Genomic DNA, 21,935 nt, shown 5'->3' on the forward strand with positions numbered 1-21,935 from the left:
GGAATGGCTATGATGACAATGATTGATGTACTAGAGCGTAAAGATTGGGAAAATCCAGTAGTTTCAAATTGGAATAGGTTGCCAATGCATACACCTATGGACTTTTTAGAAAAGCAATCACTGAATGGTCTTTGGAATTTTGATCATTTTTCTAGAATTTCAGATGTACCTAAAAATTGGTTAGAACTGACGGAGAGTAAAACGGAAATTATCGTTCCAAGTAATTGGCAAATAGAATTTAAGGATAAAAGCGATGTTCCAATTTATACAAATGTGACTTATCCTATTCCAATTCAGCCTCCTTATGTACCAGAGGCTAACCCAGTTGGAGCTTATAGTCGCTATTTTGATATCACAAAAGAATGGCTTGAGAGCGGTCATGTTCACCTTACATTTGAAGGGGTTGGATCAGCTTTTCATTTTTGGTTGAATGGGGAATACGGAGGTTATTCAGAAGATAGCCGCTTGCCTGCTGAATTCGATATCAGCAACCTGGCCAAAGAAGGTCAAAATTGTTTAAAAGTTCTAGTTTTTCGTTGGTCAAAAGGCACCTATTTTGAAGATCAAGATATGTGGCGAATGTCAGGTATTTTTCGTTCGGTGAACTTACAATGGCTTCCAGATAACTACTTGTTAGACTTTTCTATAAAAACAGATTTGGATGAGGATTTAGATTTTGCAAATGTAAAACTTCAAGCATATGCTAAAAACATGGATGATGCTTGTTTAGAATTTAAGCTTTATGATGACGAACAATTAATTGGAGAGTGTCATGGTTTTGATGCAGAAATTGGAGTAGTCAATCCAAAATTATGGTCAGATGAAATTCCCTATCTTTATCGTTTAGAATTAACTTTAATGGACCGGAGTGGGGCGGTATTTCATAAAGAAACAAAAAAAATTGGTATTCGAAAAATTGCTATTGAAAAAGGACAGCTAAAAATAAACGGGAAAGCACTTCTTGTTCGTGGAGTGAATAAGCACGAATTTACACCTGAGCATGGTTATGTCGTTTCTGAAGAAGTGATGATTAAAGACATCAAATTGATGAAAGAACATAATTTTAATGCGGTCCGCTGCTCTCATTATCCTAATGATTCACGCTGGTATGAATTGTGTGATGAATATGGATTGTATGTTATGGATGAAGCAAATATCGAAACGCATGGAATGACTCCGATGAATCGTTTGACAAATGATCCGACTTATTTACCATTAATGAGTGAACGTGTTACACGAATGGTTATACGTGACCGTAATCATCCATCAATTATTATTTGGTCTCTTGGTAATGAGTCAGGTTATGGAAGTAACCATCAAGCTTTATATGATTGGTGTAAATCATTTGATTCTAGCCGCCCTGTTCATTATGAGGGGGGAGATGACGCAAGTAGAGGAGCAACAGATGCCACTGATATCATTTGTCCGATGTATGCTAGAGTAGATAGTCCAAGTATTAATGCGCCTTATTCATTAAAAACCTGGATGGGGGTAGCTGGAGAGAATAGACCACTAATTCTTTGTGAATATGCTCATGATATGGGGAATTCATTAGGAGGATTCGGGAAGTACTGGCAAGCTTTTCGAGAAATTGACCGATTGCAAGGTGGATTCATCTGGGACTGGGTGGATCAAGGTTTATTAAAAGATGGAAATTATGCTTATGGAGGTGACTTTGGGGATAAGCCAAATGATCGTCAGTTTAGCCTTAATGGTCTTGTTTTTCCAAATCGTCAAGCAAAACCAGCTCTTCGTGAAGCAAAATATTGGCAACAATATTATCAGTTTGAATTGGAGAAAACTCCACTAGGTCAAGTTTTTGCCTTTACAGTTACAAATGAGTATCTATTTCGAAGTACTGACAATGAAAAATTATGTTACCAACTGACCAATGGCTTAGAAGTATTATGGGAAAATGAGCTTATATTGAATATGCCTGCTGGAGGGTCTATGAGAATAGACCTGTCTGAGTTGCCTATTGATGGAACAGATAATTTATTTTTGAACATTCAAGTTAAAACAATTGAGAAATATAATCTTCTTGAGTCTGATTTTGAAGTTGCTCATCAACAATTTGTTCTACAAGAAAAAATTAATTTTACTGACAAAATAGATAGTAATGAAGAAATTACACTTTTGGAGGATGAAGAGCTACTGACCGTACGATCAGCAAAACAGAAATTTATTTTTAATAAAAGCAATGGTAATCTCTCGCGCTGGCTTGATGAGAAAGGCAATGAAAAGTTACTGCATGAGCTCTCAGAACAATTTACAAGGGCTCCATTAGATAATGATATTGGTGTTAGTGAAGTTGAACATATTGATCCTAATGCTTGGTTAGAACGTTGGAAGGCTGTTGGCTTTTATGAGTTAAAAACGCTTTTGAAAAATATGATAATACAAGCAACAGAGAATGAAGTAATTATTTCTGTCCAAACAGACTATGAAGCAAAAGGAAAAATTGCATTTTCAACCATTCGAGAATATCATATTTTTAGAAACGGTGAACTTCTTTTAAAAGTTGATTTTAAAAGAAATATAGAGTTTCCAGAACCAGCTCGAATTGGCTTGAGTCTTCAACTAGCTGAAAAAGCAGAAAATGTTACATATTTTGGACTTGGCCCAGATGAAAATTATCCTGACCGAAGAGGGGCAAGTTTATTTGCCCAGTGGAATTTAAGGATTACTGATATGACAACCCCTTATATTTTTCCTAGTGAAAATGGGTTGAGGATGGAAACCAGAGAGTTAAATTATGGTCGTTTAAAAGTTCGGGCAATGGGTCAATCTTTTGCTTTTAATCTAAGTCCATATAGTCAAAACCAGCTTGCTAAAAAGGGACATTGGCATCTACTTGAAGAAGAAGCAGGAACATGGTTAAATATTGACGGATTCCATATGGGTGTAGGTGGAGATGATTCATGGAGTCCAAGTGTCGCTCAGGAATATTTATTGACAAAGGGAAATTATCATTATGAAGTTAGTTTTAAATTAACGTGATGATACAAATTTTCAAGAATTTGATATAATATAGAGAAAATGGAGGTTCTTATGACGGTTTTAGTTCTTGGTGGAGCAGGATACGTGGGAAGTCACGCGGTAGATATGCTTCTTAAACGTGGTTACGATGTGGCAGTGGTGGATAATTTAGTGACAGGTCACCGTGAATCTGTTCCAGCAAATGTACGCTTTTACGAGGGTGATGTGCGTGATCATGCTTTCTTAGCTAGTGTTTTTGAAAAAGAAAATATTGAAGGAATCATGCATTTTTGTGCTTACTCTTTAGTGGGTGAGTCAATGCAAAAACCTTTAATGTATTTTAATAATAATGTTGGTGGTGCTCAAGTAATTCTAGAAACGATGGAAGAATTTGGAGTAAAACATATTGTTTTCTCAAGTACAGCAGCTACATTTGGAATTCCAGAAAAAAGTCCAATTTCAGAAAAAACACCTCAAAAACCAATTAATCCTTATGGTGAAAGCAAATTAATCATGGAAAAAATGATGAAATGGCAATCGCAAGCAACTGATATGACTTATGTCGCTTTACGTTATTTCAATGTTGCAGGGGCTAAGGATGATGGTTCAATTGGTGAAGCTCATAAAAATGAAACACATTTGATTCCAATTATTTTGCAAACAGCACTTGGCCAAAGGGAATTCATTACTATTTATGGTGATGACTATCACACGCCTGATGGAACTTGTATTCGTGATTATATTGATATGGAAGATTTGATTGAAGCACACATCAAAGCACTAGAGTATCTTAAAGCGGGCGGTCAGTCTGACCAATTTAATCTCGGTTCAAGTAAAGGTTATTCAAATCTTGAAGTACTTGAAACCGCACGAAAAGTAACAGGTAAAGAAATTCCAAGCCAAATGGGTGAACGCCGTGCAGGAGACCCAGATGAACTAGTTGCTGATTCAACAAAAGCTGGTGAAATTTTGGGTTGGAAAGCACAAAATGATTTAGAGCACATTATTACGAACGCTTGGAAATGGCACCAAAGTCATCCAAAAGGTTACTAGTTAATTATCTAAAATTCGAAAAAAAAAGCTCAAATTTTTGAGCTTTTTTTGTATGTAATCGTCATGAAAATGTAATGGTAATTGTGATAATTATTAATAAAAAAATTGATATAATGAAGTGGATGAAAAAAAGACAGTTAAGAAGAAATAAAAATAAATTTAAAAGAGTATCACTAGCTTTTTTTGGTTTAGTGATTATTTTAGCGGGAGCTCTTTTTCTTTTTGGGCCTAAGGGGACAACCTCTCATACAAAAGATAATGATACAATTAATAATAAGACATTATCGCAGTCAAATAAACAAGTTATATATCCGACAATATATATTGGGGGCTCTGGTGGTAATGTGACATCAATTGATTGGTTAGTTGAGCGTCTCCTACCTATTAAGAATATATCCTCTCAGAAATCACTAGTGATGACATCGAATATTACTAAAAATTACGAGTTAAAAGTTGAGGGGCAAATATCACAAGATAATAAGTATCCTATTATTGAATTTGCAACAGTTAAAGGAACTAACTCAGGTGAACTTTTCTCAAAGGGATTACAAAAAATAATTGTATACCTGACAGAGAATTATCAAGTGCCATGGATTAATTTAGTTGGTTACTCATCGGGAGCTACTGGTGCAGTTTATTATATGATGGATACAGGGAATAATCCAAACTTTCCCCCAGTCAATAAATATGTATCTTTAGATGGAGAATATAATAATGAAACGAATCTTCAGTTAGGGGAAAGTCTATCTAACGTTTTAAAAGAGGGCCCTATAGTTAAAACAGAAATGTATCAATATATCGCTGATAACTATCAAAAAGTATCGTCGAAAACTCAAATGTTATTGTTGGAAGGGAATTTCAATTCAGAAAAACAAACGGATAGTGCAATTCCTTGGGCAGATAGCTTTTCAATTTATCATCTTTTCAAGAAGAATGGAAATGAAATAACAACTACTTTATATCCAACTAAAACGAGCCATTCACAAGCACCAAAAAATCCAACTGTAGTAAAATATGTTAAAAAATTTTTATATGGAACACCATAAAAAAACTCGGAATTAAGATTCCGAGTTTTTTTGAAGAGTTTCATAGTAATGATGTTTTTTTTGTAAAATAAAATCTAAGTGACCTTCTAAATCAGTAATTTGTTGGCGTAAAATTCGCTCTTGTTCAACTAAAAGTGAAATACGTTGAATAATTGTTGAATCGCCTTGTTCTCTTAAGCGAGAATAATCTTGGATTTTTGCTAGAGGCATTCCTGTTGCTTTAGCTCTTTTGATAAAGTAAATCCATTCAAGGTCAGCTTCTGTAAACTCTCGATAATTACTAGAGTTTCGAGCAGGTTTTAATAAATCAAGTTCTTCATAATAACGAAGAGTAGCGATTGGAAGTTCTGTCAGTAAAGCTATTTCTGAAATTTTATAAGTTTTAGTCATTTTTTTCTCTTTTTTGCTTGCCCTCAAGTTAACTTGAGGGTTTATAATGATTTTATCATAGAAAGCTGGTAAATAAAATGAATAAAAAAAGAAATTGGTTTAAAAAATTTAGCGAAAATTGATGGAGCAGCTGCTGAAGTTGTTTTTGATTCACTCAAAGACCTTGCACCAGACTTGAATAATCTGATGCTAGAATTTGCTTTTGGAACGATTTATGAGCGAGGAGTTCTCAATTTTAAACAGCGTCAATTGATTACTATCACCAGTTTGTTGACTCAAGGAGGCTGTGAAAATCAATTGCGCGTGCATATTCAAGCTTCGTTAAATGTTGGACTAACGCAAGAAGAAATTATTGAAACTTTTATTCACTGTGTTCCTTATGTCGGTTTTCCAAGAGTTTTAAATGCTATCTTTGTTGCTAAGGAAATTTTTACTGACAGAAAGTAAAAAAAGTTACTGATGAATTTCTGTCATAGGATAGCTGTTACTGCTTTAGCAGTTTACAGATATGCTAGTAGTTTCATCAGTAACTTTTTATTACTCTTGTTCAATGGTTCCAGCATTAACATGGAAAATACTCAGATTTTCAGGTAAATTTTTAAGATGATCAAGAGTAGTTGTAGTTATAAAAGTTTGTGTTTTACCCAAACTTGTTTCAATCAAATCAAGTTGACGATGATTGTCTAATTCACTCATGACATCATCTAAAAGTAAAATCGGATACTCACCAGTCTCTTCAAAAATTAAATCAATTTCTGCTAATTTAATTGAGAGAGCAACGGTTCGTTGTTGTCCTTGACTACCAAAATCAGCAACATTGATCTCATTGATAAAAAATTGTAAATCGTCACGATGAGGGCCAACCGATGTTTGATGCCTAAAAATATCATGGTCTTGTCTGCTCAATAATTCTTTTGAAAAGTCAGTTTTCACATTTTGATTATAAATGATTTTTAAATTTTCTTTACCATGAGTAAGTTGCTCATGGATTTTTTTTGCATGAACTTCAAGTTTATCAATAAAATTTTGCCGCTCAAGCATGATTTTATTACCATGTTCAGCTAATTGTCCGTCAAGAACACTTAAAAAATTTTTATCAATTTTGTCTTTATCAAATTTTAAATAAGCATTCCGTTCTTTTAACGCACGATTATATCGCATGGAATCATAAAGGTAAACCGCATGGATTTGTCCCAGTTCAATATCCATAAATTTTCTGCGGGTAGCAGGAGAACCTTTGACCAATTCCAAATTTTCAGGTGCAAACATCAAGATTTTTAGTTGACCAATGTAGTCGGCTAAGCGATTTTCTTTGAGATGATTGGCTTTAGCAATTCTCCCTTTGGGACTTAATTGAACTTCAAGTGGAATAGTTGCATGAGCTTTTTCAACGACTCCTGAGACCTTCATTTCTTGTTGCGACCAAGAAATGAGCTCTTTATCGTGACTGGTTCTGTGACTACGAGTGAGTGCTAAAAAATGAATCGCCTCAAGAATATTTGTTTTCCCTTGAGCATTTTGTCCTAAAAAAATATTGAGATTAGGATGAAAATTAAGTTTTAATTCCTCATAATTACGAAAATTTTTGAGTTCAATTGCTTTGAGTTTCATTATTTTCTACCAGGAAAGCGTGGCGGAGCTTTTTTAGCTGGTTTTGTCGTCTTGTTTTCCGCGTTCATTTTTTTCACAATAGCTTTAACACGCGCTTCTTCAGCTTTTTCTCCTTCATGTTCTTTAATCGCATCGGCGTCAGCTTGCTCAAAAGTAACTTTTAAATCAAAAGTTGGAAATTCTAATAAATCTCCGTCACGGAGTTTTTTGCCACGACGATTTTCAGCTTCGCCATTATAGAAAATATTTCCTTCGTTTTCAGCAAGGAAAATTTTTGCTTGACCTCCTGTTGAAATTAATCCAAGTTCTTTCAAAACTTGTCCGAGTGTGATATATTCTTCAAATAAAATGTATTTTTTCATAGTCTTATTTTAACATAAATCTGAAATTTAGTTCATTGGAAATTTAGAAATTTATTGAATAAAATAAGGAAGCTTTAAGATAAAAATTATTCGTCATTTTCGTTAGGAAATCTCACAAAATTGCTTCAGTTTTTGGTATAATAAAGGTTGCCTTAATAACTAGAAAAAGCTTGATAAAATAGGAAAGTGATAGTCAATTGACAGAAATTAAAATGGCAGATGGAGTGATGCTTCATCTCATTAAAGAAAGCAAATTTAAAACAGTAAGACTAATGGTTCGTTTTCGTGAAGAAATGTCAGCTGACACCCTTGGGAAACGTGTCCTTATTTCTAATATGCTCGAAAGCACTAATGCGGTTTATCAAACTGGAAAAGATTTTAGTCGCAAATTATCTGAAATGTATGGCGCTTCGTTTACGACAGGAGTGGCTAAAAAAGGGAAACAACATTTACTTTCTCTTAATATGAGTATCGTAAATCCTAAACTTGTTGATTTTGATACTTTGGGAGCAGCAGTCGATTTCTTGAAAATTGCAATTTTTCAACCCGATGCTGCTAATGGTCAATTCAATCCCGAAATTTTCAAAAGAGAGCAAAGAAATTTATTGCATTATTTGGCCTCAATGAATGATGACCGTTCTTATTATGCCAGCCGTCAGTTGGCTAATTTATTCTTTGAAGATGAGAATCAAGCATTACCAAGTGTTGGAACGAGCGAATTGATTGCCAAAGAAAATCCAAAAGCCGTTTTTGAATATTATCAAAAAATGCTGACAGACAATGCCATTGATATCTTTGTCTTAGGTGATGTAGATGAAAAACGAATGATTGAACGATTCTCAGACTTCAATTTTACTGACAGAGCTGTCAGTAAAGAAATTTTTTATCAACAATCACTGACAGAAAGCTCAGTAGTGACAGATGAAAAAGAGGTTGCTCAATCTATTTTGCAATTCGCTTATCAAATGCCAATTGCTTATGGAGACAAAAACTACCTTGCTTTGCAAGTGATGAATGGACTTTTGGGAGGTTTTGCTCATTCAAAACTCTTTACCAATGTTCGGGAAAAAGCAAGTTTAGCCTATTCAATTTCTTCAACTTTTGATTCTTTCACAGGTTTTCTAAAAATTGCAGCTGGAATTGACGTTGAAAATTATGAAGAAGCCAAAAGTTTAATCTTTGAACAATTAGAAGCCATAAAATCAGGAGATTTTACAGAATTAGAAGTTGAGCAAACCAAAACAATGTTACGAAATGCTTATTTTGTGGGGCAGGATTCGCCGTCAAACACAATTGAGTTAGAGTATGTAAAAGCACTTATTCCAGATAAATTTTTACCGATGTCTGAATTTTTAAATGCCCTCGAATCTGTTTCAAAAGCCGATTTGATTAGCGTTGCAAAATCATTAAATCTGCAGGCAGAATACTTTATGAAAGGATTTACTGTGAATCAGGAAAAAATGGAGGTCAGCCTTGAAAAGTAAGTTTTATGAGAAAATAGGTGAGAGATTATTTACAGATATTTTGCCTAATGGCTTGACAGTTTATTATCTTCCAAAAGCAGATTACAATCGAACTTACGGCTTGTTCACTACAAATTTTGGTTCACTTGATACAAGTTTTGTCCCATTGGGAGAAAGTGAATTTCAGACTTTTCCAGAAGGAATCGCCCATTTCTTAGAGCATAAACTTTTTGAAAAAGAAGAGGGTGATGTCATGTATAAGTTTGGAGCTTTGGGGGCTCAAACTAATGCTTTTACAAGTTTTTCAAGGACTTCATACCTTTTTTCTACTCGTGAAAATTCTTATGAATGTACAGAACTTTTACTTGATTTTGTCCAAAAACCTTATTTTACAAAAGAAAATGTTGAAAAGGAACAAGGAATTATTCAACAAGAAATCCAAATGTATCAAGATGACAGCGATTGGCGTCTTTTTGCAGGGCTTTTGGAAAAAATGTACCCTGATTCTCCTTTAGCAGCTGATATTGCTGGGACACCGGCGACAATTAATGCCATTACGGCAGATGATTTGTATAAAAATTATGAAGTTTTTTACCATCCTAAAAATATGAATTTGTTCCTAACAGGTCCTTTTGATATTGAGATGATGTCAGACTTTGTAAGAAGTAATCAAGCTAGAAAAGACTTTGCTGATTTAGCAGAAATTCAAAGAAAAGAAATTAAAGCGAGCGAACCAATTTCGGGAGAGAGTTTGGAACTTGAAGTCGCCATGCCAAAATTTGCTTTGGGTCTGCGCGGTGAAGACCAACTTTCAAGTGACTCAAAGACCCTATTTAAATATAAATTAGCCAATCAACTTTTTCTCGATTTGCTTTTTGGTAGAACCAGTCAGCGCTATGAAGAGCTTTATAATTCAGGCCTAATCGACGATTCCTTTGGTTTCTCCTTCGATTTGGACAAGAGATTTCATTTTGCAGTGTTGACTGCTGACACAGAAAATCCGCAAATTTTAGGTCAAACTTTGCAAGAAGCCATAAAAAGTTATAAAATAGATAGAGATTTTAGTGAGGAGCATCTCGACTTACTCAAAAGAGAAATGTTGGGAGATTATTTTAGTTCATTAAATTCGCTTGAATATATTGCTAATCAATTTTCATCAGAAATTTATGGTGACTTAACTTTCTTTGATTTCCCTGAAATTTTGAAAGAATTAAGTCTGTCAGAAATTGAAAAATTTGCTGACCAATTTATTTCTGAGATGAAAAAAGTAGAATTTACAATTTTACCTAAATAAATCCTTCTGTCAGTAAGACAGAAAAGCTAAAAATCTACTGACAGAAATTTAAGCATATCCGCAAGGGACTAAAGTCCCAACGGCTATCCTTTGACAGAAATTAAGCCTATTAAAATCTTTCTGTCAGTAAAATAAAAGTCGCTCAAAGTTTCAGTGAAACTTTGTCAGCGCAATTTCTAAGGCGAGATAGTAAAAATCTCCAAAATAAACAAAGAACAGTGATAATTAACAATCGATGTGCAGTACAAAAATGAAGGGAGGATATGTTGACAATCAAAACAATCGGACAAGTCTTAAAAGAAAAGCGGACATCGCTTGGACTTGATCTTTCTGAAGCAGAACAATTAACTCAAGTACAAAAATTATATATCGTAGCACTGGAGACAGATGACTATAAAGCCCTACCGGGTGACTTTTACATTAAAGCTTACCTCAAACAATATGCAGAAAAATTGGGGTTGAATGCAGATAGAATTATTCAAGCCTATGATGAAGGCAAAGGAATCACAGTTGAGGATAAAGAGGATATCCTAGAAAATTATCATTTTGTGAAACCGAGTGAGCGAGTAGAACCTGAGGAAGAAGTGCCAAAAACATGGCGTCATTATGTACCAATTATTTCTTTATCAGCAGCGGCATTATTAATTGTAGTAGGTGTTTTTGCAGCGGTAATTATGAATAAACCAGAAACACCAGATTTAATAACCAATGATTATTCTTATTCAAAGAGTGAAGTTAGTACTTCTAAGTCTTCTACAAGCTCTACAAAACCATCAGAAAGTAGTACACAAGCAAGTAGTAGTACACCTGAACCAACAATTGCTATCTCAGGCTCAAGTTCGGCAATGATTGCCACAATTTCTAATATTTCTGACCCTATAAAAGTTGATTTTTCAGTTGCAGCAGGACGAACAATTTGGGTTGGCATGACGAATTCCAATGTTCCAGCAACTGGTCAAACATTATCTGATGGAGCAAATAGTCTGTCTGCTTTAGTGACAACAGGCGCAGAAAATTCAGTAATTACACTTGGAAGTGTTCAAGGGCTTACCATTACGGTTAATGGAAAAGCTCTTGATTTATCATCACTAACCACAACTGGACCAAATAAAATTACTTTACAAATTAATCGAACGACAAGCAATTCAGCTGCTCAATAAATAAAAGTTGAGGCTTATTTTAAGCTGAAAAAGGAGAACTATGAAAGAGAAATTACCCAATCAATTGACAATGGCAAGGATTTTTATGATTCCAATCTTTGTGATTTTATTTTATTTACCAGAAGGTGCACATTTTAATGGTTTTGTTTCACAAGACCATAGTTCAGTGATGTGGGTCATCGCAGCAATTGTATTTGCCGTAGCCTCATTTACTGACTGGCTTGATGGATATCTCGCCCGTAAATGGCACGTTGTCAGCAATTTTGGTAAATTTGCGGACCCTTTGGCCGATAAAATGCTCAATATGGTTGCCTTTGTTGTTCTAGTTGGACTTCATGTTGTTCCAATGTGGGCTGTTGCGATTATTATTTGCCGTGAGCTTGCGGTTACAGGATTGCGCCTCTTACTCGTTGAACAAGGTGGAGTTGTTATGGCGGCTGCAATGCCTGGTAAAATCAAAACTGCCACACAAATGTTGAGCGTTATTTTCCTTTTCATTGGAAATCCCTTGTATATAGGAACAATCCTCTTTTATGTTTGTGTCTTCTTTACCATTTATAGTGGCTATGACTATTTTGCTAAAAATATGCAAGTTTTTAGAAATGCTGATTAATCATTTCCAAATAGAAAATAAAAAAATTCAAGTAGAAATACTTGGTTTTTTTTATTTGGAGTGCCAGAAATGGGACGAATAAAAGAAGTCGAAAAATCAGCTGTTATAATGATTTTAGAAAGAATATAATGCTAATTTGAAACACTTGTAGTTCACAATAGAAAGGAGATTTTTGCACAAATGAACAGAAAATATTATTACAAAAAAAGTCTTGCACCCTGAGCCTAAAAAGGAAAAAACAAATGAAAAAATTTAAAATTGGAGGCCTCATCGCACTACTACTGGGACTGGTTCTGTTTACAGGACTAATCGTTAATGCTGATGAATTCACGGATGTTGGAGGTCTTTATGATAAAGCTGTCAACGAAAACATTATTGACCCCAATCTTTATCCAAAAGCAAAATGAAAGTAAGGATGATTATTTTGTTCATTATATTAATTGATTGGATAGGATACAGTTAAGAGAAGAATTTGCGGAAGCAGAAATGATTCAAAATGAAGCACACAAATATGCGAATAATCAAGAAATAAAAGTTAAGATACTTGAAGAAAATTTTGAAACTTTGAACTATAACAATGAGTGGCTTGAATTGCATTCGCAAGAAAGATTGACCAGACAATACACTGATTACCGTTTCTTAGAATTAACTGCTAAAGCTTGTCATCAAATATTAAATAAAGAAGAAGTAACAGAAATTAGTGATTTTTTATTTGGAATCGAGCTTTGGCTTGAATATAGTTTAGGAATTTTGGCTTTAAATGCTTGGCAACTCCCTTACTCTTTAGTTTATGCAATAATATCAGATATTAATTTACATGAGAAAGAATATAAAGGAAAATTAATTTATCGACGTCGTATTGTACAGACTGCCAGGCGATGTGCTATGACACTCATAAGTAGAGGGGAAACCCAAAAAGCAAGTGACTTATTATCAATGGTTCATCACTAGGCAGAAGCACTTGATACACATGTCCAAGGACTTTATCGCTTTGCTTGGGCTTATTTAGATTATAGGAATGGAAAAATAGAAGGTCAAAAAGAAATGATTAGAGTGATTGCTTTATTTGACTTTTTAGAAGTTCCTATTAGTCGTGATTTTGCTCAAAAATATTATAATCGCCATGTTCTTAATTTAGAAGAATCATAGAAGTTAAAATATTTTCTAAATCCTACAAAAGTTGCTTGCTTTGGCTCACTTTTTGCGTTACAATAATAGAAAAGAGAGTGAGTGTTGGTGAAAGCTCATAGGGTTTGTGACAGTGTTTATCGGTGATAACGTTATAATCAATCTGAGGCTCTGATTTTCTAGGAGCAAATTTAGGTGGTACCGTGCAATGATGCACCCTAGAGCGAGAAGCTTTGGGGTGCTTTCTTATGTAAACGGTATCTTTGAAATGAATGTTCAAACCCAATGAATAATCATAAAGATTTTTACTCCCAGTTAACCGAAAGGAAAAAAATGAAACTTCAAAAACCAAAAGGAACAGCAGATTTACTGCCTGCTGAAACTGCAAAATGGCAGTACATCGAAGAAATTGCTCGTGGCGTTTTCAATGATTATAATTTCAAAGAAATTCGGACACCAATGTTTGAAAGCTATGAACTTTTTAGTCGTGCAACAGGTGAAACAAGTGATATTGTTACCAAAGAAATGTATGATTTTGAGGATAAAGGGGGACGTCATATTGCGCTTCGTCCAGAAGGAACTGCCTCAGCTGTTCGGGCTTATATTGAGAATAAACTCTATGCCCCTGAAGTAGTAAAACCAGTGAAGCTATGGTATGACGCACCAATGTTTCGTTATGAACGTCCACAATCAGGACGTTTACGTCAATTTCATCAATTTGGTGTAGAGTGTTTAGGAGTGAAAAATCCAGCAGTTGATGTAGAAATTATTGCAATGGCTGACACACTTTTCCGCCAGTTAGGAATTACTGGTCTTAAACTAGCTCTAAATACACTTGGAGATATGGAAAGTCGCATGGCTTACCGTCAAGCATTGATTGATTATTTGACTCCTTTTGAGAATCAACTTTCAGAAGATAGCCGTCGTCGTCTCAATGAAAATCCTTTACGCGTTTTGGATAGTAAAGAAGCAGAAGACATCGCAATTGTTAAAAATGCTCCAGCTATTTTAGATTATCTCAATGAAGCTTCAAAGGCTTATTTTGAAGAAGTGAAAGCCTTACTTGAAGCTTTACATATTGAGTACACTATTGACCCAAATATGGTTCGTGGTTTGGATTATTATAATGATACAATTTTTGAATTTATTGTTGATTTTGATGGCAAAGATTTGACCGTATGTGGTGGTGGACGTTATGATGGGTTAGTTGAATATTTCGACGGACCAGCAACTCCTGCCTTTGGTTTTGGTTTAGGAATTGAAAGACTTTTGATGATTGCTCAAAAACAAGAAATTAATTTCATTCCTGAAGAAACTTTGGATGTTTATATTGCTGTAATGGGCGAAAAAGCAAATCTTGAAGCAACAAAATTAGCTGAAAGCCTACGTGAACAGGCCTTTAAAGTCGAACGTGATTTCTCAAATCGAAAACTAGGAGCGCAATTTAAAACGGCTGAAAAATTGGGTGCTGAGTTGATTATTACACTTGGAGAAGATGAGATTCGCACAGGTCAAATCAAAGTGAAACATAATCAAACACGTAAACAAGTAGAAACAACACTTAAAGCTGTTCATGAATCATTTGCACCGATTTTTGAAGAGATTTATGCGGATGAAGAACTTTAAGTGACTTAAAGCAGGGGTGAATTGATGACGGATTGTCCATTTTGTCAGATGAAAGATACAATCTTTGAAAATGAATTGGCACAGGCATTTTATGATGCCTATCCAGTCAGTGAAGGTCATATGTTGATTACGCCTAAAAGACATGTGTCTTCATATTTTGAGATGACCAAAGCTGAAAGAAAAGCAATTGAAGAACTTTTAGACTTATCAAAAGATAATTTAACTGAGAAATTTCATGCCGAGGCCTACAATATTGGCATTAATGTTGGTAAAGCAGCTGGACAAACTGTTTTTCATTGTCATGTTCATCTAATACCGCGGCATCAGGGAGATGTAAAGAATCCAACCGGTGGTGTTCGTGGTGTCATACCTGAAAAACAAAACTATAGATAATAAAAAGAAAGAGGAGTAAAATTTTACTTTGTGTACTAGAAGAGTAAAATTTACATTTATATGAAACGTACAAATTACGCGGGAAATATTACAGAAGAATACTTAAATCAAACGGTTACGGTTAAAGGCTGGGTAGCCAAACGTCGTAATCTTGGTGGATTAATTTTCATTGATTTACGTGACCGAGAAGGGATTGTCCAAATCGTTGTCAATCCTGAAACAGCAGCGGCTGATGTGGCAGAAGCAGCTGATAAAGCACGCAATGAATTTGTTCTTGAAGTGACAGGTAAAGTTGTTGAGCGCGCAAGCAAGAATGACAAAATTAAAACTGGTGGTATTGAAATTGAAGCGACTGCCATTGAAATTTTGTCTACTTCTAAAACAACACCTTTTGAAATTAAAGATGATGTTGAAGTTCTTGATGATACTCGTTTGAAATATCGTTACCTTGATTTACGTCGTCCAGAAATGCTTAAAAATATCACAATGCGTCATGCGACGACTCGTTCAATTCGTGAATATTTGGATGGAGCAGGATTCATTGATGTTGAAACACCATTTTTAAATAAATCAACACCAGAAGGGGCGCGTGATTATCTTGTTCCATCTCGGGTTAATAAAGGTGAATTTTATGCTCTTCCACAATCACCACAATTAATGAAACAGCTTTTAATGACTGCTGGACTTGATCGTTATTATCAAATTGTTAAATGTTTCCGTGATGAAGATTTACGTGGTGACCGTCAGCCAGAATTCACACAAGTCGATTTAGAAACATCATTTTTGTCAGAAGAAGAGATTCAAGATTTGACAGAAGAGTTAATTGCTAAAGTCATGAAAGATGTGAAAGGAATTGATGTCACTTTACCTTTCCCACGTATGAAATATGATGATGCCATGAACTTTTATGGTTCTGACAAACCTGATACTCGTTTTGAATTGTTACTGACAGACTTGTCAGCACTTGCTAAAACAATTGATTTCAAAGTTTTCCAAGAAGCAGAAGTTGTTAAAGCGATTGTTGTCAAAGATGCTGCTGACAAATATTCTCGTAAGTCAATTGATAAATTGACAGAACAAGCCAAACAAAATGGGGCCAAAGGCCTTGCATGGGTTAAATTTGAAAAAGGTGAATTTGCTGGTGGCGTTTCTAAATTCTTAGCAGAATCTACTGACAGCTTTGTTAATGAATTGAAATTGACTGATAATGACTTGGTACTCTTCGTTGCTGACAGTCTTGATGTAGCAAATTCAGCTCTTGGTGCGCTTCGTTTAACGATTGGTAAACAACAAGGATTGATTGATTTCCGTCAGTTCAATTTCCTTTGGGTCATTGATTGGCCTATGTTTGAGTGGTCAGATGAAGAAGAACGTTATATGTCTGCTCATCATCCGTTTACTTTACCAACGAAAGAAACACAAGCCTTTTTATCTGCTGACGGACATAGCAAAGATTCTGATTTGAAAAAAGTTCGTGCCCATGCTTATGATATTGTTTTAAATGGTTATGAACTTGGTGGAGGGTCATTAAGAATTAATACCCGCCAACTTCAAGAAGAAATGTTGAGCGCTCTTGGCTTTAAATTAGAAGATGCAAACGAACAATTTGGTTTCTTGCTTGAAGCACTTGATTATGGTTTCCCACCACATGGCGGTTTGGCACTCGGTCTTGACCGTTTCGTAATGTTGCTTGCTGGAAAAGACAATATCCGTGAAGTAATTGCTTTCCCTAAAAATAACAAAGCCTCTGACCCAATGACACAGGCTCCATCCATAGTTGCTGAAAAACAACTGGAAGAATTGAGTATTAAACTTGCAAACAAAGATCAATAAAATTCTCGGCGCCCTTCTAGATAGAATTGGACTTTATCAAGTTTTAAAATCTATTGGCGCTGAAAAAATGGCAAATAAATTTTCGGCAGCAGTTGTTTATGCTGTCTTCTCATCATTCGCATTGAACTTTTTCTATCAGCCAGGACATGTGTATGCTTCTGGTGCGACGGGTGCAGCTCAGGTTGTTACTGAATTAGTAGCCAGAATAAGTGGTCATAATATCTTACCTATTTCTGCTTCTTTGATATTAGTAAACGCGCCACTTTTCATTCTTGCTTGGCGAGGAATAGGCAAACAGTTCACCGTTTATACAGTGATTACAGTTGTTATGAGTTCAGTTTTCATCCATTTTATTCCAGTGACGCCCTTAACTCATGAGCCAGTTATTAATGCTGTCTTTGGTGGGGCAATTATGGGATTTGGTGTTGGGAATGCAATGAAATCTGGGATTTCTTCTGGAGGGACTGATATCGTCAGCCTCTATATGCGTAAGAAAACAGGAAGAAGTGTTGGAACTTTGGCATTTCTGGTCAATGGTGTGATTATTTTTACAGCCGGAGTTCTTTTTGGCTGGGAATACATGCTCTATAGTTTAATTGCTATTTTCGTTAACTCTCGTGTACAAGATGCAATCTTTACAAGACAAAAACGTCTTCAAGTAATGATTGTAACTAAAAATCCAGAATTACTGACAAAGAAATTAGTGAATCGTTTTAAACATGGAGTAACCATTTTACATGACGCGGAAGGTGGCTATACACATACCAGTCAGACCGTCCTCATGACTGTCATTACAATGTATGAATATCAGGAATTCAAGGATATTATTCAAAAATATGACGAACATGCTTTTGTATCAATATCGGAGAATGTTCGAGTGCTTGGAAAATTTGCAGAAGTAGAAGATTAACTGCTTAGGTTTTACATTGAAAAAAGAAAGATAAAAGGGAGAAAGCCAAAAGGAGGACTTTCTCCCCTTATTATCTAAAAAAATAAAGGAGGAAATAAAATGAAAAGATTTGCACGAGTACATTTTTTGTACTTGCTTGCCATCGCAATTGGTACTGGAATTTATGCTTTTGGCTTTGTCGCCTTTAATATGGCGAATCACTTAGCTCAAGGAGGGGTCGCCGGACTTTCTTTGATTTCTTATGCTTTATGGCATATTGACCCTTCTTATGTTCAACTTTTAATCAACATTCCTCTTCTTATGATAGGTTATCGTTTTTTAGGAAGAAGAACCTTTATTTATACAATTTGGGGAATTGTGAGTTTAGCTGTTTGGATTTGGATTTTCCAAAGGGTCAGTTTTACAATTAATATTGGAAATGATACTCTAATAGCCGCTTTACTCGCCGGAGTCTTTTCAGGTTCAGGAATCGGATTAGTCTTTCGCTTTGGTGGAACAACAGGTGGGACAGATATTCTTGCTAAGTTATTTCAAATAAAAAAAGGAATTCCTGTTGGGCGAATGCTTTTTATCTTTGACTCTTGTATCTTGGCTCTATCTTTAAGTTATGTTGACCTTAAACATATGATGTATACTTTGATTGCCAGTTTTATTTCAATGCAAATGATTAATTTGATTCAAAATGGTGGTTATACAGTTCGGGGAATGCTTATTATCACAAATCATCATGTAGAAGTTGCTAAAACAATTATTGAAGAAATTGGTCGAAGCGCAACATATTTACACGGTGAAGGAGCCTATTCAGGAACTGAAAAAGAAGTGCTTTACGTTGTTCTTAACCCAAGTGAAATACAAGAAGTAAAACAAATTCTATCGGTAATTGACCCGAATGCCTTCGCTTCAGTCATCAATGTTCATGAAGTTGTGGGAGATTTCGCTCCTAAACGGGGTAGATTTAAAGATTTAAAAAAATAAAATAGCTCATTGGGCTATTTTTTTTAAGATACTTAAGTTAAAAAGGGAGAAGTTTTCAAAAGTTGACTAAATTCTAAATTTAAACTACAATAGATTTAAACATCCTTGCCCTCGGCAAGGATATTTCATCGAAATTTTTGAGGAATATTATGAAAAAATTATCTAAGGTGCATTTTTTGCAACTTCTTGCTGTTACAATTGGTACAGCAATCTATGCCTTTGGTTTTGTTGAGTTCAACATGGGGAACCACTTGGCTGAAGGTGGAGTCGCTGGGCTTTCATTGATTGGTTATGCTTTATTGAATATTGACCCTTCCTACACCCAGCTTATCTTAAATATTCCACTTTTAATTCTTGGCTATCGCTTTCTTGGGCGCCGAACTTTTGTTTATACAATTTGGGGAATCGTGAGTCTTTCAATCTGGATGTGGATTTTCCAACGGATTCCAGTCGCAATTAATGTTGGACATGATTATTTAATCGCTGCCTTGCTCGCTGGTGTATTTGCCGGAACAGGAATTGGTTTAGTTTTCCGTTTTGGTGGAACGACTGGTGGGGCCGATATTATTGCCAAGCTTTTGCAGATTAAGGCTGGGGTTGCTGTTGGACGAACTTTCTTTATCTTTGATGCTTGTGTGATGTTACTTTCATTAAGCTATATTGATTTACGCCATATGATGTACACTTTGATTGCAAGTTTTGTGGCAGCACAAGTAATTAATGTGGTTCAATCTGGTGGTTATACGGTTCGAGGAATGCTTATTATCACGAATAATCATGCTGAAATTGCTAAAGCAATTATTGAAGAAATCGGTCGTAGCGCGACTTATTTACATGGAGAAGGGGCTTATTCAGGAAATTCTAAAGAAATTTTATATGTTGTTTTAAACCCTGGAGAAATTCAAGAAGTAAAACAAATTTTGTCTATTCTTGACCCGAATGCTTTCACATCAATTATAAATGTTCATGAAGTCATTGGTGATTTCACTTATCCACGCAGTCGTTATAAAGTGGCTAAAAAAGGAAAAAAATAGCTCAAGAGAGCTATTTTTTATTTTTGTCAGTGAAATTAATTATCTTGAAAGACGTGCGCCTTCAATTTCACCAGTAGATTTGACTCCTTCAACAGAAAAACTATCTGCATTGATTCCAGTTTTGATATTTTCCAACTGCTTAATTGTCTTATCTAACTGAATCAAGTTTTGAACATTGTATTCAAAAGTATAATTACTAATTTCTCGTTTTGCTTTCTTCAGGTGAATAATAGCTTTTTCGATTTCTTCAGTGGCTTTTGTAGTACGCATATAGAAAACCCTTTCTATTTTCGGAATTGTGTGAATATTTATTTCTATATTTATTATAACTAAAAAACCTGGAAATTTCCAGATTTCATATCGTTTTATTTGATTCCATTCACAAAATTATCGAGAATAGTGATAATTTCTGCTTGTGATTCTGCTTGATTGACAGCAACTTTTACTTTTGCTGCACGAGAAGCTCCTTTTAGGTAATATGCTGCGTGCTGACGAAATTCTCGGCTAGCAAGATTATCACCTTTTAATTCGACGAGACGTGCCAAGTGAAGTTTTGCAATTTCCATTTTTTCCGCAACTGTTGGTTCAGGCAATAGTTCACCTGTTCGTAGATAATGCTCGGTACGATGAAGAATCCAAGGGTTTCCAAGGGCTGCTCTTCCCATCATGACCGCAGTGACGCCTGTTTCATCAATCATGCGTTTCGCGTCTTCAGGAGTCTTGACATCGCCATTTCCGATGACCGGAATATTGACATTTTCGGTCAATTTTTTGAGCCAGTGCCAATTTTCTTGAGCATTTCCTGTATAAGCTTGTGCTTTGGTTCGTGCATGCATAGAAACAGCCGCTCCGCCTCCCGCTTCAATTGCTTTAGCATTTTCAACTGCAAAAAGGTGGTCGTCATCCCAACCAATTCGGATTTTCACTGTTAGTGGTCTTGAAATAGCTTTAGAAACAGCAGAGACCACATCATAAACTTTATCAGGATCAAGCAAAAGACGAGAACCGGCTTCGTTTTTAGTTACTTTGGGTACTGGGCAACCCATATTGATATCAATAATATCAGCAACAGTATTTGCTTCAACAAATTTGGCTGCTTCAACCAGAGTATCTACTTCACCCCCAAAAATTTGCATTGAGAGTGGATGAGGGACCCCTTCAAAATCCATCATTTCCAAAGTTTTTTTGTTGCGATGTTCAATTCCTTTATCAGAAATCATTTCAGTTACAACAAGTCCAGCTCCAAATTCTTTAGCAGTAGTCAGAAAAGCTTTATTCGTAATTCCGGCCATTGGTGCTAACACAATTTTATTTTTTATTTCGATATCGCCAATTTTCCACGATTCGTTGTAAATTTTGTCCATAGTCATAAAGAATATTATAGCAATTTTTTGAGATTTCACAAGGTTTTAAGGCTTAAAAAGTTACTGACAGCTCTGTCGGTGAATTCTGTCAGTAAGTTTTACTGACAAAAAATACTGACAAAATCGTCAGTATCTATTTTTTTACTAAATAATGTAATTCAACAAATTGTCCGTAGGTTTTTGTGTCAATCAGTTGAAGTTTCTCTTTGTAATTTCCTGACGGAAAAAGTGAAATTCCGTCTCCTAGTAAAACTGGGGCAATGGTAACTTGTAATTCATCAACCCAATGATTTTCAAGAAAAAGTTTGATGACTTCTCCGCCGCCAACAACCCAGATATTTTTGTCAGTATCCGCAAAATTTACTGACAGCTCTGTCAGTTTTTCTTTGTCAATAAAAACGATATTGTCAGTAGAAGAAATTTCTTGATGAGTTAAAATATAAGAAGTTTTGTCAGAATAAGGCCACTGACCGGCTTGCTCTTTTTCTAACCAATCATAAGTCTTTTTACCCATAATGATTGTATCAATATCACTATAAAAAGCACCATAGCCGTTATCACCCTCACCCTCAACATCAAAAAGCCATTGGAGACTTTCTTCTTTGGTGGCAATATAGCCGTCTAATGTAGAAGCAATAAAAAATTTTACAGTCATTTTTCTCAATTCTATTTACTGACAGAATTTCTGTCAGTAAAATAAT

The 21,935-nt window shown here is 35.2% G+C and carries 21 protein-coding genes and 1 pseudogene; 16 read left to right on the forward strand and 6 right to left on the reverse strand.

Going from position 1 to position 21,935, the window contains the following annotated elements; genetic code table 11:
* Nucleotides 1-3 precede the first annotated feature (3 nt).
* From HFD15_RS09160 to HFD15_RS09170, 3 genes are all read left to right on the forward strand, one after another.
* Complete coding sequence (locus HFD15_RS09160; protein WP_081040669.1) at nucleotides 4-3,000, forward strand: beta-galactosidase; 2,997 nt, start codon at nucleotides 4-6, stop codon at nucleotides 2,998-3,000.
* 51 nt (nucleotides 3,001-3,051) lie between these two features.
* Nucleotides 3,052-4,032 (forward strand): UDP-glucose 4-epimerase GalE, encoded by a 981-nt coding sequence (gene galE, locus HFD15_RS09165; protein WP_017865083.1) that lies wholly within the window; start codon nucleotides 3,052-3,054, stop codon nucleotides 4,030-4,032.
* A 122-nt stretch (nucleotides 4,033-4,154) separates the two neighbouring features.
* Entirely contained in the window at nucleotides 4,155-5,078 is a 924-nt protein-coding gene (locus tag HFD15_RS09170; protein ID WP_058220716.1) for an alpha/beta hydrolase, read from the forward strand.
* 12 nt (nucleotides 5,079-5,090) lie between these two features.
* Here HFD15_RS09170 and HFD15_RS09175 read toward each other — a convergent pair whose 3' ends face one another.
* Nucleotides 5,091-5,468 carry a MerR family transcriptional regulator gene (locus HFD15_RS09175; RefSeq protein ID WP_015427093.1) on the reverse strand — a complete coding sequence of 126 codons (378 nt, stop codon included), beginning with the start codon at nucleotides 5,466-5,468 and terminating at the stop codon, nucleotides 5,091-5,093.
* An 81-nt stretch (nucleotides 5,469-5,549) separates the two neighbouring features.
* Here HFD15_RS09175 and HFD15_RS09180 point away from each other — a divergent pair, with 81 nt between their 5' ends.
* A complete protein-coding gene (locus HFD15_RS09180) occupies nucleotides 5,550-5,915 on the forward strand; it encodes a carboxymuconolactone decarboxylase family protein (RefSeq protein WP_167593417.1) in 366 nt (121 codons plus the stop codon).
* Nucleotides 5,916-6,005: 90 nt separating this feature from the next.
* Here HFD15_RS09180 and recF read toward each other — a convergent pair whose 3' ends face one another.
* Together recF and yaaA are read right to left on the reverse strand one after the other, a co-directional pair.
* Entirely contained in the window at nucleotides 6,006-7,079 is a 1,074-nt protein-coding gene (gene recF / locus HFD15_RS09185) for a DNA replication/repair protein RecF (RefSeq protein WP_167593399.1), read from the reverse strand.
* On the reverse strand, nucleotides 7,079-7,441 hold the full coding sequence (yaaA, locus tag HFD15_RS09190) for a S4 domain-containing protein YaaA (protein WP_167593398.1): 363 nt from the start codon (nucleotides 7,439-7,441) through the stop codon (nucleotides 7,079-7,081). The genes recF and yaaA overlap by 1 nt, the downstream gene beginning before the upstream one ends.
* Before the next feature lie 197 nt (nucleotides 7,442-7,638).
* On the opposite strand from yaaA, the gene yfmF reads away from it, so the two are divergent.
* The 12 genes and pseudogenes from yfmF (at nucleotide 7,639) to HFD15_RS09250 (ending at nucleotide 19,870) form a co-directional block, all read left to right on the forward strand.
* Entirely contained in the window at nucleotides 7,639-8,925 is a 1,287-nt protein-coding gene (yfmF, locus tag HFD15_RS09195; protein WP_023164564.1) for an EF-P 5-aminopentanol modification-associated protein YfmF, read from the forward strand.
* Nucleotides 8,915-10,198, forward strand: a complete 1,284-nt coding sequence (yfmH, locus tag HFD15_RS09200; RefSeq protein WP_058220661.1) for an EF-P 5-aminopentanol modification-associated protein YfmH — start codon at nucleotides 8,915-8,917, stop codon at nucleotides 10,196-10,198. The genes yfmF and yfmH overlap by 11 nt, the downstream gene beginning before the upstream one ends.
* Nucleotides 10,199-10,461: 263 nt before the next feature.
* The gene (locus HFD15_RS09205) at nucleotides 10,462-11,358 is read left to right on the forward strand and encodes a RodZ family helix-turn-helix domain-containing protein (protein WP_025016931.1); all 897 of its coding nucleotides are present in this window, start codon (nucleotides 10,462-10,464) and stop codon (nucleotides 11,356-11,358) included.
* Nucleotides 11,359-11,398: 40 nt separating this feature from the next.
* A complete protein-coding gene (gene pgsA, locus HFD15_RS09210) occupies nucleotides 11,399-11,971 on the forward strand; it encodes a CDP-diacylglycerol--glycerol-3-phosphate 3-phosphatidyltransferase (protein WP_012898490.1) in 573 nt (190 codons plus the stop codon).
* 242 nt (nucleotides 11,972-12,213) lie between these two features.
* The gene (locus HFD15_RS09215; RefSeq protein WP_023188658.1) at nucleotides 12,214-12,378 is read left to right on the forward strand and encodes a hypothetical protein; all 165 of its coding nucleotides are present in this window, start codon (nucleotides 12,214-12,216) and stop codon (nucleotides 12,376-12,378) included.
* Nucleotides 12,374-13,120: pseudogene (locus tag HFD15_RS09220) on the forward strand (Rgg/GadR/MutR family transcriptional regulator); the annotation flags it as partial. The gene HFD15_RS09215 and the pseudogene HFD15_RS09220, both read left to right, overlap by 5 nt.
* 312 nt (nucleotides 13,121-13,432) lie before the next feature.
* Entirely contained in the window at nucleotides 13,433-14,725 is a 1,293-nt protein-coding gene (gene hisS, locus HFD15_RS09225) for a histidine--tRNA ligase (protein ID WP_004254776.1), read from the forward strand.
* Between the two features lie 24 nt (nucleotides 14,726-14,749).
* The gene (locus tag HFD15_RS09230; RefSeq protein ID WP_012898482.1) at nucleotides 14,750-15,118 is read left to right on the forward strand and encodes an HIT family protein; all 369 of its coding nucleotides are present in this window, start codon (nucleotides 14,750-14,752) and stop codon (nucleotides 15,116-15,118) included.
* Between the two features lie 60 nt (nucleotides 15,119-15,178).
* Nucleotides 15,179-16,951, forward strand: a complete 1,773-nt coding sequence (gene aspS, locus HFD15_RS09235) for an aspartate--tRNA ligase (protein WP_004254782.1) — start codon at nucleotides 15,179-15,181, stop codon at nucleotides 16,949-16,951.
* Complete coding sequence (locus HFD15_RS09240; protein ID WP_004254786.1) at nucleotides 16,932-17,861, forward strand: YitT family protein; 930 nt, start codon at nucleotides 16,932-16,934, stop codon at nucleotides 17,859-17,861. The genes aspS and HFD15_RS09240 overlap by 20 nt, the downstream gene beginning before the upstream one ends.
* Nucleotides 17,862-17,960: 99 nt before the next feature.
* Complete coding sequence (locus HFD15_RS09245) at nucleotides 17,961-18,836, forward strand: YitT family protein (RefSeq protein WP_012898480.1); 876 nt, start codon at nucleotides 17,961-17,963, stop codon at nucleotides 18,834-18,836.
* A gap of 149 nt (nucleotides 18,837-18,985) precedes the next feature.
* A complete protein-coding gene (locus HFD15_RS09250) occupies nucleotides 18,986-19,870 on the forward strand; it encodes a YitT family protein (RefSeq protein ID WP_004254791.1) in 885 nt (294 codons plus the stop codon).
* Nucleotides 19,871-19,909: 39 nt separating this feature from the next.
* On the opposite strand, the gene HFD15_RS09255 is transcribed toward HFD15_RS09250, so the two are convergent.
* The 3 genes from HFD15_RS09255 to HFD15_RS09265 form a co-directional block, all read right to left on the reverse strand.
* Nucleotides 19,910-20,140 (reverse strand): hypothetical protein, encoded by a 231-nt coding sequence (locus tag HFD15_RS09255; RefSeq protein ID WP_004254795.1) that lies wholly within the window; start codon nucleotides 20,138-20,140, stop codon nucleotides 19,910-19,912.
* Nucleotides 20,141-20,235: 95 nt separating this feature from the next.
* Nucleotides 20,236-21,240 (reverse strand): tRNA dihydrouridine synthase DusB, encoded by a 1,005-nt coding sequence (gene dusB, locus HFD15_RS09260; protein WP_012898479.1) that lies wholly within the window; start codon nucleotides 21,238-21,240, stop codon nucleotides 20,236-20,238.
* 127 nt (nucleotides 21,241-21,367) lie between these two features.
* Nucleotides 21,368-21,889: a dihydrofolate reductase family protein gene (locus HFD15_RS09265; RefSeq protein ID WP_023188661.1), complete on the reverse strand. Its 522-nt coding sequence runs from the start codon at nucleotides 21,887-21,889 to the stop codon at nucleotides 21,368-21,370.
* Between the last annotated feature and the right edge of the window lie 46 nt (nucleotides 21,890-21,935).

Origin of the sequence: Lactococcus sp. EKM203L, assembly GCF_011800585.1 — a bacterium.
Taxonomy (GTDB): Bacteria; Bacillota; Bacilli; order Lactobacillales; family Streptococcaceae; genus Lactococcus; species Lactococcus lactis.

What these genes read in the sequence shown, in the direction of transcription:
- HFD15_RS09245 (WP_012898480.1), top strand. Translation starts at nt 17,961, where the DNA reads ATGAAAAGATTTGCACGAGTACATTTTTTGTACTTGCTTGCCATCGCA.
- hisS (WP_004254776.1), top strand. Translation starts at nt 13,433, where the DNA reads ATGAAACTTCAAAAACCAAAAGGAACAGCAGATTTACTGCCTGCTGAA.
- HFD15_RS09175 (WP_015427093.1), bottom strand. Translation starts at nt 5,468, where the DNA reads ATGACTAAAACTTATAAAATTTCAGAAATAGCTTTACTGACAGAACTT.
- HFD15_RS09205 (WP_025016931.1), top strand. Translation starts at nt 10,462, where the DNA reads ATGTTGACAATCAAAACAATCGGACAAGTCTTAAAAGAAAAGCGGACA.
- galE (WP_017865083.1), top strand. Translation starts at nt 3,052, where the DNA reads ATGACGGTTTTAGTTCTTGGTGGAGCAGGATACGTGGGAAGTCACGCG.
- recF (WP_167593399.1), bottom strand. Translation starts at nt 7,079, where the DNA reads ATGAAACTCAAAGCAATTGAACTCAAAAATTTTCGTAATTATGAGGAA.
- pgsA (WP_012898490.1), top strand. Translation starts at nt 11,399, where the DNA reads ATGAAAGAGAAATTACCCAATCAATTGACAATGGCAAGGATTTTTATG.
- yaaA (WP_167593398.1), bottom strand. Translation starts at nt 7,441, where the DNA reads ATGAAAAAATACATTTTATTTGAAGAATATATCACACTCGGACAAGTT.
- HFD15_RS09265 (WP_023188661.1), bottom strand. Translation starts at nt 21,889, where the DNA reads ATGACTGTAAAATTTTTTATTGCTTCTACATTAGACGGCTATATTGCC.
- aspS (WP_004254782.1), top strand. Translation starts at nt 15,179, where the DNA reads ATGAAACGTACAAATTACGCGGGAAATATTACAGAAGAATACTTAAAT.
- HFD15_RS09255 (WP_004254795.1), bottom strand. Translation starts at nt 20,140, where the DNA reads ATGCGTACTACAAAAGCCACTGAAGAAATCGAAAAAGCTATTATTCAC.
- HFD15_RS09250 (WP_004254791.1), top strand. Translation starts at nt 18,986, where the DNA reads ATGAAAAAATTATCTAAGGTGCATTTTTTGCAACTTCTTGCTGTTACA.
- HFD15_RS09160 (WP_081040669.1), top strand. Translation starts at nt 4, where the DNA reads ATGGCTATGATGACAATGATTGATGTACTAGAGCGTAAAGATTGGGAA.
- HFD15_RS09170 (WP_058220716.1), top strand. Translation starts at nt 4,155, where the DNA reads ATGAAAAAAAGACAGTTAAGAAGAAATAAAAATAAATTTAAAAGAGTA.
- dusB (WP_012898479.1), bottom strand. Translation starts at nt 21,240, where the DNA reads ATGACTATGGACAAAATTTACAACGAATCGTGGAAAATTGGCGATATC.
- HFD15_RS09230 (WP_012898482.1), top strand. Translation starts at nt 14,750, where the DNA reads ATGACGGATTGTCCATTTTGTCAGATGAAAGATACAATCTTTGAAAAT.
- HFD15_RS09215 (WP_023188658.1), top strand. Translation starts at nt 12,214, where the DNA reads ATGAAAAAATTTAAAATTGGAGGCCTCATCGCACTACTACTGGGACTG.